At 63.7% G+C, this 15,445-nt stretch carries 11 protein-coding genes; 4 read left to right on the top strand and 7 right to left on the bottom strand.

The window, feature by feature from the left end; all coding sequences use genetic code 11:
• Nucleotides 1-4 precede the first annotated feature (4 nt).
• The 5 genes from ACZYOF_RS09115 to ACZYOF_RS09095 form a co-directional block, all read right to left on the bottom strand.
• A complete protein-coding gene (locus ACZYOF_RS09115; RefSeq protein ID WP_394568705.1) occupies nucleotides 5-1,183 on the bottom strand; it encodes an ABC transporter permease in 1,179 nt (392 codons plus the stop codon).
• A complete protein-coding gene (locus ACZYOF_RS09110) occupies nucleotides 1,183-2,292 on the bottom strand; it encodes a microcin C ABC transporter permease YejB (protein WP_463715532.1) in 1,110 nt (369 codons plus the stop codon). Before ACZYOF_RS09110 ends, ACZYOF_RS09115 begins: the two co-directional genes overlap by 1 nt.
• Before the next feature lie 3 nt (nucleotides 2,293-2,295).
• Nucleotides 2,296-4,161 carry an extracellular solute-binding protein gene (locus tag ACZYOF_RS09105; RefSeq protein WP_463715531.1) on the bottom strand — a complete coding sequence of 622 codons (1,866 nt, stop codon included), beginning with the start codon at nucleotides 4,159-4,161 and terminating at the stop codon, nucleotides 2,296-2,298.
• A 14-nt stretch (nucleotides 4,162-4,175) separates the two neighbouring features.
• Nucleotides 4,176-6,005, bottom strand: a complete 1,830-nt coding sequence (locus ACZYOF_RS09100; protein WP_463715570.1) for an extracellular solute-binding protein — start codon at nucleotides 6,003-6,005, stop codon at nucleotides 4,176-4,178.
• 269 nt (nucleotides 6,006-6,274) lie between these two features.
• Complete coding sequence (locus ACZYOF_RS09095; protein WP_130581476.1) at nucleotides 6,275-6,820, bottom strand: c-type cytochrome; 546 nt, start codon at nucleotides 6,818-6,820, stop codon at nucleotides 6,275-6,277.
• Nucleotides 6,821-7,022: 202 nt separating this feature from the next.
• Here ACZYOF_RS09095 and ACZYOF_RS09090 point away from each other — a divergent pair, with 202 nt between their 5' ends.
• Nucleotides 7,023-7,763, top strand: a complete 741-nt coding sequence (locus tag ACZYOF_RS09090) for a 3-deoxy-manno-octulosonate cytidylyltransferase (RefSeq protein WP_463715530.1) — start codon at nucleotides 7,023-7,025, stop codon at nucleotides 7,761-7,763.
• A gap of 132 nt (nucleotides 7,764-7,895) precedes the next feature.
• Nucleotides 7,896-8,756: a prephenate dehydratase gene (locus ACZYOF_RS09085; RefSeq protein ID WP_394568709.1), complete on the top strand. Its 861-nt coding sequence runs from the start codon at nucleotides 7,896-7,898 to the stop codon at nucleotides 8,754-8,756.
• A gap of 159 nt (nucleotides 8,757-8,915) precedes the next feature.
• Here ACZYOF_RS09085 and ACZYOF_RS09080 read toward each other — a convergent pair whose 3' ends face one another.
• A complete protein-coding gene (locus tag ACZYOF_RS09080) occupies nucleotides 8,916-9,935 on the bottom strand; it encodes an LLM class flavin-dependent oxidoreductase (protein WP_463715529.1) in 1,020 nt (339 codons plus the stop codon).
• Between the two features lie 386 nt (nucleotides 9,936-10,321).
• Here ACZYOF_RS09080 and metF point away from each other — a divergent pair, with 386 nt between their 5' ends.
• Together metF and metH are read left to right on the top strand one after the other, a co-directional pair.
• The gene (gene metF / locus ACZYOF_RS09075) at nucleotides 10,322-11,218 is read left to right on the top strand and encodes a methylenetetrahydrofolate reductase [NAD(P)H] (protein ID WP_463715528.1); all 897 of its coding nucleotides are present in this window, start codon (nucleotides 10,322-10,324) and stop codon (nucleotides 11,216-11,218) included.
• A gap of 4 nt (nucleotides 11,219-11,222) precedes the next feature.
• Nucleotides 11,223-15,077: a methionine synthase gene (gene metH, locus ACZYOF_RS09070; RefSeq protein ID WP_463715527.1), complete on the top strand. Its 3,855-nt coding sequence runs from the start codon at nucleotides 11,223-11,225 to the stop codon at nucleotides 15,075-15,077.
• 34 nt (nucleotides 15,078-15,111) lie between these two features.
• Here metH and ACZYOF_RS09065 read toward each other — a convergent pair whose 3' ends face one another.
• Nucleotides 15,112-15,360: a hypothetical protein gene (locus ACZYOF_RS09065; RefSeq protein WP_282530391.1), complete on the bottom strand. Its 249-nt coding sequence runs from the start codon at nucleotides 15,358-15,360 to the stop codon at nucleotides 15,112-15,114.
• Nucleotides 15,361-15,445: the final 85 nt, after the last annotated feature.

Below are 15,445 nucleotides of genomic sequence, written 5' to 3'. Positions count from 1 at the left end.
CCCTCTACCTGAACGTCTTGCGTGGGTCGAAGGCGTCGCGCGCGGCCTCGCCGATGAAGATCAGGAGCGAGAGCATGATCGCGACCGAGAAGAAGCCGGTGAAGCCGAGCCACGGCGCCTGCACATTGGCCTTGCCCTGCGCCAGCAACTCGCCGAGCGAAGGCGAGCCAGGCGGCAGGCCGAAGCCCAGGAAGTCCAGCGCGGTCAGCGTCATCACCGAGGACGAGACGATGAACGGCAGGAAGGTCATGGTCGCCACCATCGCGTTCGGCAACAGGTGGCGGAACATGATCACCGCATTGGAGACGCCGAGCGCGCGCGCCGCCTGGATGTACTCGAAATTGCGCCCGCGCAGGAATTCCGCACGCACCAGGCCGACCAGCGACACCCAGGAGAACAACAGGAGGATGCCGAGCAGGATGAAGAAGCCCGGCGGCAGCACCGCGGAGATGATCAGAAGCAGATAGAGCGAGGGGATCGCGGTCCAGACCTCGATCAGGCGCTGGAAGGTGAGATCGATCCAGCCGCCGAAATAGCCCTGCACGCCGCCGGCGGCGACGCCGATGATCGAGGACAGGATGGTCAGCGTGAGGCCGAACAGCACCGAAATCCGGAAACCGTAGATCAGGCGCGCGACCACGTCGCGGCCCTGGTCGTCGGTGCCGAGCCAGTTGTATTCGAGGTCGCGGCAGCCGCTGAGATGCTTCCTCTCGACCACCTCCTTGCACTGCTCTTCGGTCAGCAGCCAGGTCGGCTTCGACGGCGCCGGGGTCGGCAGATCGAGATTGTGGGTGTCGTAGGAATAGCGGATCGGCGGCCAGATGATGGTGCCGCTCTTGGCCGCGATCTGCTTCTGCAAGTAGGGATCGCGGTAGTCAGCCGTGGTCTCGAAATCGCCGCCGAACGTCGTCTCCGCATAGTTGAAGAGCACCGGCCAATAGAACCGGCCGTCATATCTGACCATCAGCGGGCGATCATTCGCAATGAAATTGGCGAACAGCGAGACCACGAACAGCACCAGGAAGATCCAGAACGACCAGTAGCCCCGGCGGTTGGCCTTGAAGTTCTGCCAGCGGCGCTTGTTGAGCGGCGACGGCTCGAAGGGATGGCGGCTCGGCGGCACGGCCTCGCCGAGCGGCGATTGCGTGGTGGTCTCGACGGGTTGGGGCGCGAGCATCGTCATCAGACTTCCCTCGCCTCGAAATCGATCCGGGGATCGATCCACATGTAAGCGAGATCGGAGATCAGGTTCACGACCAGGCCGACCAGCGAAAAGATGAACAGCGTGCCGAACACCACCGGATAGTCGCGGTTCAGGACGCTCTCAAAGCCGAGCAGGCCGAGCCCGTCGAGCGAGAAGATGGTCTCGATCAAAAGCGAGCCGGAGAAGAAGGCGTGGATGAACGCGCTCGGGAAGCCGGCGATCACGATCAGCATCGCGTTACGGAAGATGTGGCCGTACAGCACCTGCGTCTCGCTGCAGCCCTTGGCGCGCGCGGTCATGACATATTGCTTGCGGATCTCGTCCAGGAACGAGTTCTTGGTCAAGAGCGTCATGGTGGCAAACGCCCCGAGCGCCATCGAGATCAAGGGCAGCGTGATGTGCCAGAAATAGTCGAGGATCTTCCAGTACCAGGGGAATTGCGACCAGCCGTCCGAGGTCAATCCGCGCAACGGGAACACGTTGAAGAACGAGCCGCCGGCGAACAGGATGATCAACAGGATCGCGAACAGAAAGCCAGGAATCGCAAAGCCGACGATGATCACCGCCGAGGTCCAGGTATCGAACCGCGAGCCGTCCTGCACGGCTTTGCGGATGCCGAGCGGGATCGAGATCAGATAGGTCAGCAGCGTCATCCAGATGCCGAGCGACATCGACACCGGCAGCTTCTCCTTGATGAGCTGGATCACGCTGACGTCGCGGAAATAGCTCTTGCCGAAATCGAAGCGGGCGAAATTCCATACCATCAGCGCGAAGCGCTCGGGCGCCGGCTTGTCGAAGCCGAACTGCTTTTCGAGATTCTTGATGAAGGCCGGATCGAGGCCCTGCGCGCCGCGGTACTTCGAGTTGACGGCGTCTGCCGAGGCGCCGCCCGGCGCGCGCGCGGCAAAATCGCCGCCGGATGAACCCGAAACCCGCGAGGTGCCGCCGGTATCGGCGCCGGAGAGCTGCGCCAGCACACGCTCGACCGGTCCGCCCGGCGCGAACTGCACGACAACAAAGGACACGAAGAGGATGCCGAGCAGCGTCGGCACCATCAAGAGAATGCGGCGGGCGATATAGGCGGTCATGTCTTACTTCGCCTGTTCGGCGTTGCCGGCCTTGGCCGGGTCGATCCACCAGTTCTCTGGCGCTCCCACGCCTTGCGCGTAGCGTGCCGGCTTCGGCGGATGGGCAAACAGGTCCCAATAGGCCACCTTGTGCGTGTTGGCGTACCATTGCGGCACCCAGTAGCGCCCGGCACGGAACACGCGGTCGAAAGCGCGGCAGGCGGTGGTCAGTTCCGCCCTGGTCTCGGCGGCGATGATCTTCTCGACCAACGCATCGATCACCGGGCTGGAAATGCCTGCGAGGTTATAGGAGCCTTTGGTGTTGGCGGCCTGCGACGAAAAGAACGCCCGCATGATATCGCCAGGGGTCGCCGACATCGAGAAGCGCTGGATGGTCATGTCGAAATCGAAATCCTCCAGCCGCGCGCGATACTGCACGGCATCGATCAGCCGGAAGGTGGCGTCGATGCCGAGCACGGCAAGGTTCTTGATGTACGGCCCGTGATGGGGCTGGATCGAGGCTTCGTCGTTGAGGAATTCGATGGTGAAAGGCTCGCCGTTCGGCAACAGCCGTTTGCCGTCCTTGACCACGCAGCCGGCCTCGCCCAGCAATTGCGCCGCCTTGCGCAGCAGCGCCCGGTCCTGTCCCGAACCGTCCGACACCGGCGGCACGAAGGGCATGCCGAACACCTCGTCCGGCACCTGGCCGCGGAACGGCTCCAGCAGCGCCAGCTCTTCCGGCGACGGCGGGCCGGAGACCATCATGTCCGAATTCTGGAACGGCGAATGGGTGCGCGCATAGGCGCCGTACATGATGGTCTTGTTGGTCCACTCGAAATCGAAGGCATAGATCAGCGCCTCGCGCACGCGCGGGTCTTTGAACTTGTCGCGGCGCATGTTGATGAACCAGCCCTGCGCGCCCGACGGCGTCTCGTCCGGCAACAGCTCGCGCTTGACGCGGCCGTCCTTGATCGCGGGAAAATCATAGCGCGTCGCCCAGATGCGGGCGGTGAGTTCCTCGCGATAGAGATAGTTTTTGCCCGTGAAGCCTTCGAAGGCGACGTCGCGGTCGCGATAGAACTCGTAGCGGACGGTATCGAAATTGAAGCTGCCGCGGCAGACCGGAAGATCGGCAGCCCACCAGTCCTTGACGCGATCATATTCGATGAAGCGGTTGACCTCGAACCGGCCGACCTTGTACGGCCCGGAGCCGAGCGGCGTATCGAGCGTCGATTCCTCGAACGGCCGATTGGCGTAATAGGCCTTCGAGAAGATCGGCAGCCCCGCGACATAAAGCGGGACGTCGCGCGCGCGCTTCGGCGCGAAGCTGGCGACGACGGTCGCATCGTCGAGCGCCTCGGCCTTGATGAAATCGCGGAGCTGCACCAGGACGAGCGGGTGCCCCTTTTCCTTCAGCGTGTTCAGCGAGAAGGCGACGTCCTGCGCCGTCAGCTTCGAGCCGTCGTGAAACCGCGCCTCGGGGCGGATCGTGAACGTGTAGGTGAGCTTGTCGGGCGAAATCCGCACCGACTTCGCCGCGAACCCATACATCGCATCGGGCTCGTCGGTGGCGCGCCCCATCAACGTCGCAAACGTCATATCCATGCCCTGCGCGCCCTCCCCCTTGAGGACGTAGGCGTTGAGCGAATTGAACGTGAAATAGGACTGGTTGTAGGCGCGGACCGACGGGATCAGCGAGAACATGCCGCCCTTGGGGGCATTCACGTTGACATAGTCGAAATGGTGGAAATCGGCGGGATATTTCAAATCGCCAAACGCCGACATGCCGTGCATCTCGACGCCATTATCGGCGGCTGCCGGACGAAGCCGCGTCGCGCAAAACGCACCGATGCCGAGGCCGAGCGCGTGCCGACGGGTGAATAGCGGCATACCCGAAAAATCCCTCAAGACCGTTTGCCGATCCGGTTTGCCTTGTCCACGTCATACCACCACAATGAGGGCAGGCCGGAGCGCGCGTATTTCGGCAGTTCCGCGTGGCCGAAGCGATCCCAGAGCGCATAGCGCGCGTAGGGATAGCCGAACTGCGGGACCACGTAGAAATTCCAGAGCAGCACCCGGTCCAGCGCCTTGGTCGCGGCGACGAGGCTGGCGCGGTCCTTGGCGAAGATGACCTTCTCGATCAGCGCATCTACTGCCGGGTTCTTGATGCCGATGGTGTTCTTGGATCCCTGCTGATCCGCGGCCTGCGAGCCCCAGAATTCGCGCTGCTCATTGCCGGGCGAGAGCGACTGGCCCCAGAGGTCGGTGATGATGTCGAAATCGAAACTGCGGATGCGGTTCTCGTACTGCACGTCGTCGACGACACGGATCGAGGCAGTGACGCCGATGCGTTCCAGCGACGGCTTGAAGAACAGCGCGATCCGCTCGGAGGAAGGATCCTGCACCAGGATCTCCACGGTCACCGGCTTGCCCGACGGATCGACCAGCTTGCGCTCGCGCACCTCGAAGCCGGCCTCCTTCAACAGCCTGGTGGCCTCGCGCAAATTGGCGCGCACCGCTTCGGGGTTGCCGCCGATCGGGTTCGTGTACGGCGTCGTGAAGACTTCCGGCGGCACCTTGTCGCGCACGGTCTCGAGGAGCTCGAGCTCCTGCCCCTGCGGCAAGCCGGAAGAGGCCAATTCTGTACCCTCGAAATAGCTGTTGATGCGCTTGTACTGACCATAGAAGAGCTGCTTGTTCATCTCCTCGAAATCGAACGCAAAGTTGAAGGCGCGCCGGAGACGCGCGTCCTTGAATTGAGCGCGGCGCAGGTTGAGCACGAAACCCTGCATGCGGCCGGAATCGTTGATTGGAAACTCCTGCTTGACGACGCGTTTCTCGGTCACGGCCGGGAAGTCATACGCAGTCGCCCACTGCTTCGCCGAGTTCTCGGTGATCCAGTCCGCCTGGTCGGCCTTGAAAGCTTCGAGCGCGACGACGTTGTCGCGGAAGAATTCGAAACGCAGCTCGTCGAAATTATTCTGGCCGATCTGGACCGGCAACTTGGCGCCCCAATAGTCCTTCACGCGCTCGAGCCGGACCGAGCGGCCGGCGACGAAATCAGCGATCCGATAAGCGCCCGAGCCGAGCGGCTTCTCCAGCGTGGTCGCCGAAACATCGCGCTTGCGGCCCTGGCTGTCGGTGCCTTCCCAGTAATGCTTCGGCAGCACCAGCAATTCGCCGACGATGTGCGGCAATTCGCGATTGCCGGGAGCGTCGAAGGTGAATTTGACGTCGCGCTCGCCGGTCTTTTCGGCCTTGGTCACGTGCCGGTAATAGGAGGAATAGAACGGGCTTTGCTTCTTCAACGTCTCGAGCGAGAAGATGACGTCCTCCGGCGTCACCGGCTTGCCGTCGTGCCAGCGCGCTTCCTTGCGCAGCCGGTAGATCACGCAGCTATAGTCGTCGGGATGGGATGCGCCTTCGGCGAGCAGGCCATATTCGGTCGCGATCTCATCCTGCGAGCGCGACATCAGCGTCTCATAGATCATGATCGCGGCCGGCGCGATCGAGCCCTTCACGCCCATCACCGCGACGTTGAAGTTGTCGTACGTGCCGAGCGAGATGATCCGCGCGACGCCGCCCTTCGGCGCATCCGGATTGACATAGTCGAAACGCTGGAAGCCGGCCGGATATTTGATATCGCCGAACAGCGACAGCGCGTGGCGCCACGCCGGCTCACTGCCTCCCGGGTCCGCCTGCGCGCTCGACATCGCCGGAATGCCGGCTGCCATGCCCATCATGGGGGTCAGCGCGGCCACCGCGCCGGTCTGCAGAAGGTGTCGTCGGGTAATGGCCAAGGGGAGCTTCCTGTCGTGAACCGGGGTTACGCACTAAGTGCGTAATATAGGGCAAGGTTTCGGCGGATTATGTTGCTTTTTCCTCATCTTGGAAGCCTGGGGGCCATCACGTGTGCGGCGAAACGTCCCGATGACAACCTGCGATCCATACGGAAACGGCCAGGCAATGCCTGGCCGTTCCGATTGAATCCATGAGGGAAATGCTATTTCGACGCGGTCGGCAGCGGCTGGGGATGATCCGACAGCGAATTCAGGTAGGCGATCACGTCTGCGCGCTCGCTGTCCTTCGGAATACCGGCGAAGCCCATCGCGGTACCCGGGATGAAACCCTTCGGATTGGTGAGGAACTTGTTGAGGTCGTCGAAGGTCCAGGTGCCGCCCTTGGCCTTCATCGCGGCCGAGAAGTTGAACCCGCGTCCTTCGCCCCGGGGCTCGCCGACGATGCCAAAGAGATTGGGGCCGACGCGGTTCGGGCCGCCCTTTTCGAAGGTGTGGCAGGCTGCGCACTTCTTGGCGGCCGCCGAGCCCTTTTCCACAGAGGCGGTCTGCAGCAGCTTCTCGATCGGCTCGGAGGGTGCGGCGGCTTCCGCCGGTCCGCCCTTGCTCGCCTCTTTCACGGCGATCTCGAAACCGGGCTTCTCCAGCGGCTTCGGCGTGAACACCGCCTGCGCGCCAAAGCTCGTCACCAGGACAATGAGGCAGGTGCCGAGGATCGCACCGAGAATTTTGTTGAGTTCGAAGGAGTCCATTTCGGATCAGGCTCCAGGCCTAAAATGTCGACTTCAGGCGGGCCGAATGGCCGCGGGGGTGAGCCTCGGAATCAGCCCTCGTCGCGCCTCCCCCGAGCAGAGTTGAGATATCGGTTTGCCTGCGCTCTGGCAACCCGTATAAACGCGCCGACTTTGACCCCGTCCCCACCCTGATTCCTGCCGCCGGCAGGGTTTCGATACGATGGCTGACTCGCGGATTTTGGTGCTGATTCCCGCCCGCATGGCGGCCACGAGACTGCCGGGCAAGCCGCTCCTCGACATTGCCGGCCAGCCGATGATTGTCCACGTATTGCGCCGGGCGGAAGAAGCCAACATCGGCCGGGTCGCGGTCGCGACCGATACGCCGGAGATCGCCGCTGCCGTCACGGCGGCCGGCGGCGAGGTGGTGATGACCCGCGCCGATCACCCCTCCGGCTCCGACCGCATCTTTGAGGCCGCAACCACGCTCGATCCGCAAGGCAAGGCCGGGATTGTGGTCAATCTGCAGGGCGATTTCCCGACCATCACGACGGACACGATCCGCGCCGTGCTGCCGCCGCTCGACGACCCCGCAGTCGATATCGCGACCCTCGCCTCCGAGATCCACACCGAGGAGGAGAGCGTCAACCCGAACGTGGTGAAGGCGGTCGGCTCGCCGATCACAGCACGGCGGCTGCGCGCGCTCTATTTCACCCGTGCCACGGCGCCGTTCGGTGACGGCCCGCGCTACCACCATATCGGCCTCTACGCCTATCGCCGCGCCGCGCTGGAGCGCTTCGTGGGGCTCACGCCCTCGCCCCTGGAACAGCAGGAGAAGCTCGAGCAGCTCCGCGCGCTGGAGGCCGGGATGCGGATCGACGTCACCATCGTCGATACTGTGCCGCGCGGCGTCGACACCCCGGCCGACCTCGAAACCGCCCGGCGCATACTGGCCAAAACCTGAACCGCTGCTAGAGCATGATCCGGAAAAGTGGAAACCGGTTTTCCGAAAAGATCAGGCTCAAACAAAGAGATGAGATCATGATCCGGTTCCGAAGAATCGGATCATGATCTAAAACCTCGCCAGGAACACGATATGACCAAGAAGCTGAAAATCGCCTTCCAGGGCGAGCCCGGAGCCAATTCCCACATCGCGATCGTCGAGGCCTATCCCGACGCCGAGCCGATGCCCTGCCCGACCTTCGAGGACGCGCTGTCGGCGATTTCCTCCGGCGAGGCCGATCTCGGCATGATCCCGATCGAGAACTCGGTCGCCGGCCGCGTCGCCGACATCCACCATCTGTTGCCGGCCTCCGGCCTGTTCATCGTCGGCGAATGGTTCCTGCCGGTCCGGCATCAGTTGATGGCGGTGAAGGGGACAAAGCTCGCCGACATCAGGAGCGTGGAGAGCCATGTGCATGCGCTCGGCCAGTGCCGGCGCATCATCCGCAAGCTCGGCGTCAGGCCGATCGTCGCCGGCGACACCGCCGGCAGCGCTCGGGACATTTCCGAGCGTGGCGACAAAAGCGTCGCCGCCATCGCCTCGCGCCTTGCCGCCGACATCTACGGCCTCGATATCCTGGCCGAAGACATCGAGGACGAGGCCCACAACACCACCCGCTTCGTGGTGTTGGCACGCGAAGCCAGATGGGCCGAGCAGGATTCGGGCCCGCTGGTCACGACGTTTGTATTCCGGGTGCGCAACCTGCCCGCGGCGCTCTACAAGGCGCTCGGCGGCTTCGCCACCAACGGCGTCAACATGACCAAGCTCGAAAGCTACATGGTCGACGGCAATTTCTTTGCCACGCAATTTTATGCCGACGTCGACGGCCACCCCTATGATCGCGGATTGGCCTTCGCGCTCGAAGAGCTGAAATTCTTCTCCCGCGAATTCCGCATCGTGGGCGTCTATCCCGCCCACCCCTTCCGCGCAACCTTCAGCGAGAAGGCGGATTGAGGCGCGCAAGCCCTCTCCCAGGTCCACCCGGGACGGACACGTAGCCCGGGTGGAGCGCCAGCGTAACCCGGGACCGCTGGCAGACATTGACGCAGGTGTCCCGGGTTACGCGTTCCGCTCCACCCGGGCTACGAAGCTTCGCTTGGCCGGGACGACGGCTTAAGCTGCTTCCTTCTTCGCAAGCCCGAACGCATCCGCCAGCAGGCTGTACGACTTCTTCCGCGCCTCGTGGTCATACACGGCAGTGATGATCATCAGCTCATCCGCCTCGGTCGCCGCGATCAGCGGCTGCAGCTTTGCCATCACCGTCGCCGGGCTGCCGACGAAAAAGCGCGAGCGGTTGCGGGCGATCGAAGCGCGCTCGGCGTCGGTGTAGGGATAGGCCAGCGCCTCCTCCACGCTCGGCAGCGGCAGATACTGGCCGCGATCCCGGCGCAGCCGGTTGAGGTCCATCGATAGCGCCAGCTTTTCCGCCTCTTCATCGGTCTCAGCCGCCACGGCTGCCACCGCGAGGATCGCCTGCGGCGTCTGGCGCCAGGGCGACGGCTTGAAATGGGCGCGGTAGTTGGTCATCGCATCGACCGCGTCATGAGTCGCGAAATGATGCGCGAAGCCGAAACCCATGCCGACCTGCGCAGCGAGCTCGGACGAATAGCCGCTGGAGCCGAGCAGCCAGATCGGCGGCAGCGGCGAATCGTCGGGCATCGCCACCACATTGTTGAAGGGGTGGCCGGACGGGAACTCGCGCGTCTCCCACAGCGTCAGTTCATGCAGTCGCTCCAGGAAATCGTCGCCCTCGCGGCGATCGAGCCGGCTCCGCAGCGCGTAGGCCGTGGCGCCGTCAGTGCCGGGCGCGCGCCCGAGGCCAAGGTCGATGCGGCCGGGGAACAGCGCCTCCAGCATCTTGAAGCGCTCGGCGACCACCAGCGGCGCATGGTTGGGCAGCATCACGCCGCCGGAGCCGACGCGGATGTTCCTGGTGACGGCAGCGATCTGCCCGATCATCAGGTCCGGCGCGGGGCTCGCGACGGAGGCGAGGTTGTGGTGCTCGGCGAGCCAATACCTGATATAGCCGAGCCCATCGACATGGCGCGCCAGATCGATGCTGTTGCGCAGCGCTGCGGCGGGTTTTGTGGCTGTCGTGACGACCGAAAGGTCCAGGACGGAAAGCGGAATCATCGCGGTAAGCTAGGGCGGCACATTGAAACCACAAAGCCCCTCCGCGTGCAGATCAGCTCCGCGACGCCCCGAAGCGGAGCGGCCACGTCGACAGTGGGACAAAACGTCGTTAATCCGTAACAATTCTTCCTTGCCCACACCCAAGGAGGGAACCGAATTGACCGGAACGTTATAGAAACAGGCTATGATTTTTGGATTTTTGCGATAAGCCGCGAAACCTATACTCCTGCCCACCGCAAATTGAAGTTCTCGCACTGAGCTAACAGATTCACTCAAAGTGGGCCATTTCCCATTCCTGATGGGCTGTTTGCCCGCCCCGCTTTGCCCTATCTTACCGTCTTGACCACCCAGCCTGTGCCGATTGTCCCGTGGAGTTTGTGAGAGCCATGACCGAGGTTGCCGCCCCGCCGTTCAGGACTCCCGCCATTTCCTTCGAGTTCTTCCCGCCGAAGACCGAGGAGATGGAACGTAACTTGTGGGACACGATCAACCGGCTGGCGCCGCTGTCGCCCACCTTCGTCTCGGTGACCTACGGCGCCGGCGGCTCGACCCGCGAGCGCACCCACTCGACCATCGCCCGCATCCTGAACGAAACCACGCTGTTGCCGGCGGCGCATCTGACCTGCGTCAGCGCCTCGCGCGGCGAGATCGACGAGATCGTCGACCGCTATCACGAGGTCGGTGTCCGCCACATCGTGGCGCTGCGCGGCGACCCGCCGGGTGGCATCGGCACGCCCTATTACACCCATCCGGACGGCTACCAGAGCTCGCCGGAGCTGGTCGCCGGCATCAAGAAGCGTCATCCCGATATCGAGATCTCCGTCTCGGCCTATCCGGAGAAGCATCCGGAGAGCGCGAATTTCGACGCCGATATCGACACGCTGAAGGCCAAGGTCGATGCCGGCGCCACGCGCGCCATCACCCAAGTGTTCTTCGACAACGATCTCTATTTCCGCTACCTCGACCGGGTGCGGGCTCGCGGCATCGAGATCCCGATCGTGCCGGGCATCATGCCGATGCACAATTTCAAGCAGGCCCGCAATTTCGTCACCCGCGCCGGCACCACGGTGCCGGACTGGTTCGCCGCGAAATTCGAAGGCCTCGATGACGACCCCGAGACCCGCAAACTGGTGGCGGCCACCGTTGCCGCCGGCCAGGTGCAGAAGCTGGCCAAGCACGGCGTCGACACCTTCCATTTCTACACCATGAACCGCGCCGATCTCGTGTTCGCGATCAGCCATCTGCTCGGCATCCGTCCGAACGGCGCGAAGAAAGCTGCCTGATCAAATGACCGTACCCGTTTCTCCCAAGCGTACCGCCCTCATCGCCGCTGCACGCGAGCGCATCCTCGTGCTCGACGGCGCCATGGGCACGATGATCCAGGGCCTCCAGTTCGACGAGGCTGCGTTCCGCGGCGAACGCTTCAAGGATTTCCACCGCGACATCAGGGGCAACAACGACATCCTGATCCTGACGCAAGCGCAGGCGATCGAGGACATCCACGCCGCCTATCTGCGCGCCGGCGCCGACATCGTCGCGACCAACACCTTCTCCTCGACCTCGATCGCGCAGGCCGACTACGACATGTCGGACCTCGCCTATGAGCTCAACCGCGAGGGCGCCAGACTCGCGCGCGCCGCCGCCGAGAAGGTGAGTGCGGAGGACGGCAGGCCGCGGTTCGTCGCAGGCGCCCTGGGGCCCACCAACCGTACCGCCTCGATCTCGCCCGACGTCTCCAATCCCGGCTATCGCGCTGTGACGTTCGACGATCTGCGCAAGGCCTATGGCGAGCAGATCAACGGCCTGCTCGACGGCGGCGCCGACCTGCTGCTGGTCGAAACCATCTTCGACACGCTCAATGCCAAGGCCGCGCTCTACGCGATCTCCGAGATCGCTGAAGAGCGCGGCATCGACGTGCCCGTGATGATCTCGGGCACCATCACCGACAAATCCGGCCGCCTGCTCTCGGGCCAGTTGCCGGAGGCGTTCTGGAATTCGGTGCGGCACGCCAAGCCGATCACCATCGGCTTCAACTGCGCGCTCGGCGCGGAGGACCTGCGCAGCCACATCGCCGATATCGGCCGCGTCGCCGCTACGCTGGTGTGCGCTTATCCGAATGCCGGCCTGCCCAACGAATTCGGGCAGTATGACGAGACGCCGGAATATATGGCGCGGCTGATCGGCGAGTTCGCGCGCGATGGCCTCGTCAACATCGTCGGCGGCTGCTGCGGCACCACGCCGGACCATATCGCTGCGATCGCCGCGGCGGTGGCGCCGCACAAGCCGCGCGTCGTCCCCGAGATCGAGCCGCGCCTGCGGCTCTCCGGCCTCGAGCCGTTCGCGCTGACCGACGCCATTCCTTTCGTCAATATCGGCGAACGTACCAACGTCACGGGCTCGGCGCGCTTCCGCAAATTGATCACCGCAGGCGACTATACGGCCGCGCTGCAGGTTGCGCGCGACCAGGTCGAGAACGGCGCGCAGATCATCGACGTCAACATGGACGAGGGCCTGCTCGATTCTGAGAAGGCGATGGTGACGTTCCTCAACCTCGTCGCTGCCGAGCCCGACATCGCCCGCGTGCCTGTTATGGTCGATTCCTCGAAATTCGCCGTGATCGAGGCTGGCCTGAAATGCATCCAGGGCAAGCCGGTGGTGAACTCGATCTCGATGAAGGAGGGCGAGGAGAAATTCATCCTTGAGGCCACGATCGCAAAGCGCCATGGCGCGGCCGTCGTGGTGATGGCATTCGACGAGACCGGGCAGGCCGACACGTTTGCGCGCAAGACCGAAATCTGCAAGCGCGCCTATGACATCCTGGTCAACCGGCTCGACTTCCCGGCGGAAGACATCATCTTCGATCCCAACATCTTCGCGATCGCGACCGGGATCGAGGAACACAACAATTACGGCGTCGACTTCATCGAGGCCGCGCGCTGGATCCGCCAGAACCTCCCCGGCGCGCATATTTCCGGCGGCGTCTCCAATCTCTCGTTCTCGTTCCGCGGCAACGAGCCGGTGCGCGAGGCGATGCACTCCGTGTTCCTCTATCATGCCATCAAGGCCGGCATGGACATGGGCATCGTCAATGCCGGCCAGATGATCGTCTATGACGACATCGATCCCGAGCTGCGGCAGGTGTGCGAGGACGTCATCCTCAACCGCGACCCCGGCGCCTCCGAGCGCCTCCTGGCGCTCGCCGAGAAATTCCGCGGCAAGGAGAAGCAGAGCAAGGAAGCCGATCTCGCCTGGCGCGAATGGCCGGTGGAGAAGCGGCTCAGCCACGCGCTGGTGCACGGCATCACCGAATTCATCGAGGCCGATACCGAGCAGGCGCGACAAGCATCTTCCCGTCCGCTCGACGTCATCGAAGGCCCGTTGATGGCCGGCATGAACGTGGTCGGCGATCTCTTCGGCGACGGCAAGATGTTCCTGCCGCAGGTGGTGAAGTCGGCGCGCGTCATGAAGCAGGCGGTCGCCTATCTGATGCCGTTCATGGAAGAGGAAAAGGCGCGCAACCTCGCCAATGGCGTAACCAGCGACGGCCGCAACGCCGCCGGCAAGATCGTGCTCGCGACGGTGAAGGGCGACGTCCACGACATCGGCAAGAACATCGTCGGCATCGTGCTGCAGTGTAACAATTTCGAGGTCATCGACCTTGGCGTGATGGTGCCGGCCGCAAAAATCATCGAGACGGCGAAGGCCGAAGGCGCTGATATCATCGGCCTCTCCGGCCTGATCACGCCCTCGCTCGACGAGATGAGCTTTCTCGCCGGCGAACTGGAGCGCGAGGGCCTGAACCTGCCGCTGCTGATCGGCGGCGCCACCACCAGCCGCGTTCATACCGCCGTGAAGATCGACCCGAACTATCCGGGCGGGCCGGTCGTGCACGTCAATGACGCCAGCCGCGCCGTCGGCGTCGCCTCCTCGTTGCTCTCGCCCGAGAAGCGTCAGGCCTATGCCGCCGATATCCGTGCCGAATACGCAAAGATCTCCGCGGCGCATTTCCGCGCGCAAGCCGACAAGAAGCGGCTGAAGCTCGCGCAAGCCCGCGCCAATGCCGTGAAGATCGACTTCGCCAAGGCGCCGCCGAAGAAGCCAACCTTCTTCGGGCGCAAGAGCTTTGACGCCTACGATCTGGCCGAGCTTGCAAAATTCATCGACTGGACGCCGTTTTTCCAGACCTGGGAATTGACCGGGCGCTTCCCGGCCATCCTCGACGATCCCAAGGTCGGCGAGGTCGCGCGCTCGCTTTACGATGATGCGCAGAAGATGCTTGAGCGCATCATCGAGGAGAAATGGTTCACGGCCCGCGCCACCATCGGTTTCTGGCCCGCTAATGCCGAGGGCGACGACATCGCCGTTTATGCTGACGAGACACGCAAAAAGAAGATCGCGACCTTCCATACGCTGCGCCAGCAGCTCGAGAAGCGCGAAGGCCGCTTCAACGCCGCACTGTCGGACTTCATCGCGCCTGTCGGTTCGGGCGTGCCTGACTATATCGGCGGGTTCGTCGTCACCGCCGGGATCGGCGAGGACGCGGTCGCCGACCGCTTCAAGAACGCCAATGACGATTACTCCTCGATCCTGTGCAAGGCGCTGGCCGACCGCCTCGCCGAAGCCTTTGCCGAGCGCATGCACCAGCGCGTGCGCAAGGAATTCTGGGGCTACGCGCCCGACGAGGCGCTGGCGTCGGACGAACTGATCCTGGAGAAGTATCACGGCATCCGCCCGGCGCCAGGGTATCCCGCACAGCCCGACCACACCGAGAAGGCGACGCTGTTCGCACTGCTTGATGCCGAGAATACGGCCGGCGTGACGCTGACGGAGAGCTTTGCGATGTGGCCGGGCTCTTCGGTCTCCGGCCTCTATTTCAGCCATCCCGAGAGCTTCTATTTCGGCGTCGGCAAGATCGAGCGCGACCAGGTCGAGGACTACGCCGCACGCAAGGACATGACGGTTGCCGAGATCGAGCGCTGGCTCGCGCCCGTGCTGAACTACATCCCCTCGCAGGACGCGAAGCAGGCAACGCCGGCGCTCGCGCCGGTCGCCACTCCCGCCAACGACGTCACCTCGCACCCACCCGGCTGCACCTGCGCCGTCCATCTCGCCTGGCGCAAGAAAGCCGTCGGCGCGGGTTAGGGCGCCATCTGCCCCACGCGGGGTGGGTTCTGATTCAACTGTCAAACAGCTTTCCGCTGTCATCGTCCGCGAAGGCGGACGATCCAGTATTCCAGAAACAGCAGTGCTTGAGCCGAGAGGCTGCCGGATACTGGATGCCCGCCTTCGCGGGCATGACGGTGGAGTAGTGGTGAGAGGATGTGAGTTCGCGTTCTCGCGGCGTGATGCGCCCGAGCTTTGCTTCACTTTCCACCCTCTCATTGATCAGAGGGCGCAGGGAAAGCCGGGTGCCGGTTGCACCCATGGGTCCCGTGCAACAAAAAGCACGGGGGTAGGACCACAGGTTCAACCGAAGCATTCCGGCTTTCCCTGCGCGATGGTGTTACGGC

Source organism: Bradyrhizobium sp. LeoA1Lang, from assembly GCF_055413685.1.
The sequence above is the reverse complement of the archived record's forward strand: the minus strand, read 5'-3'. Positions and strand labels throughout refer to the sequence as shown.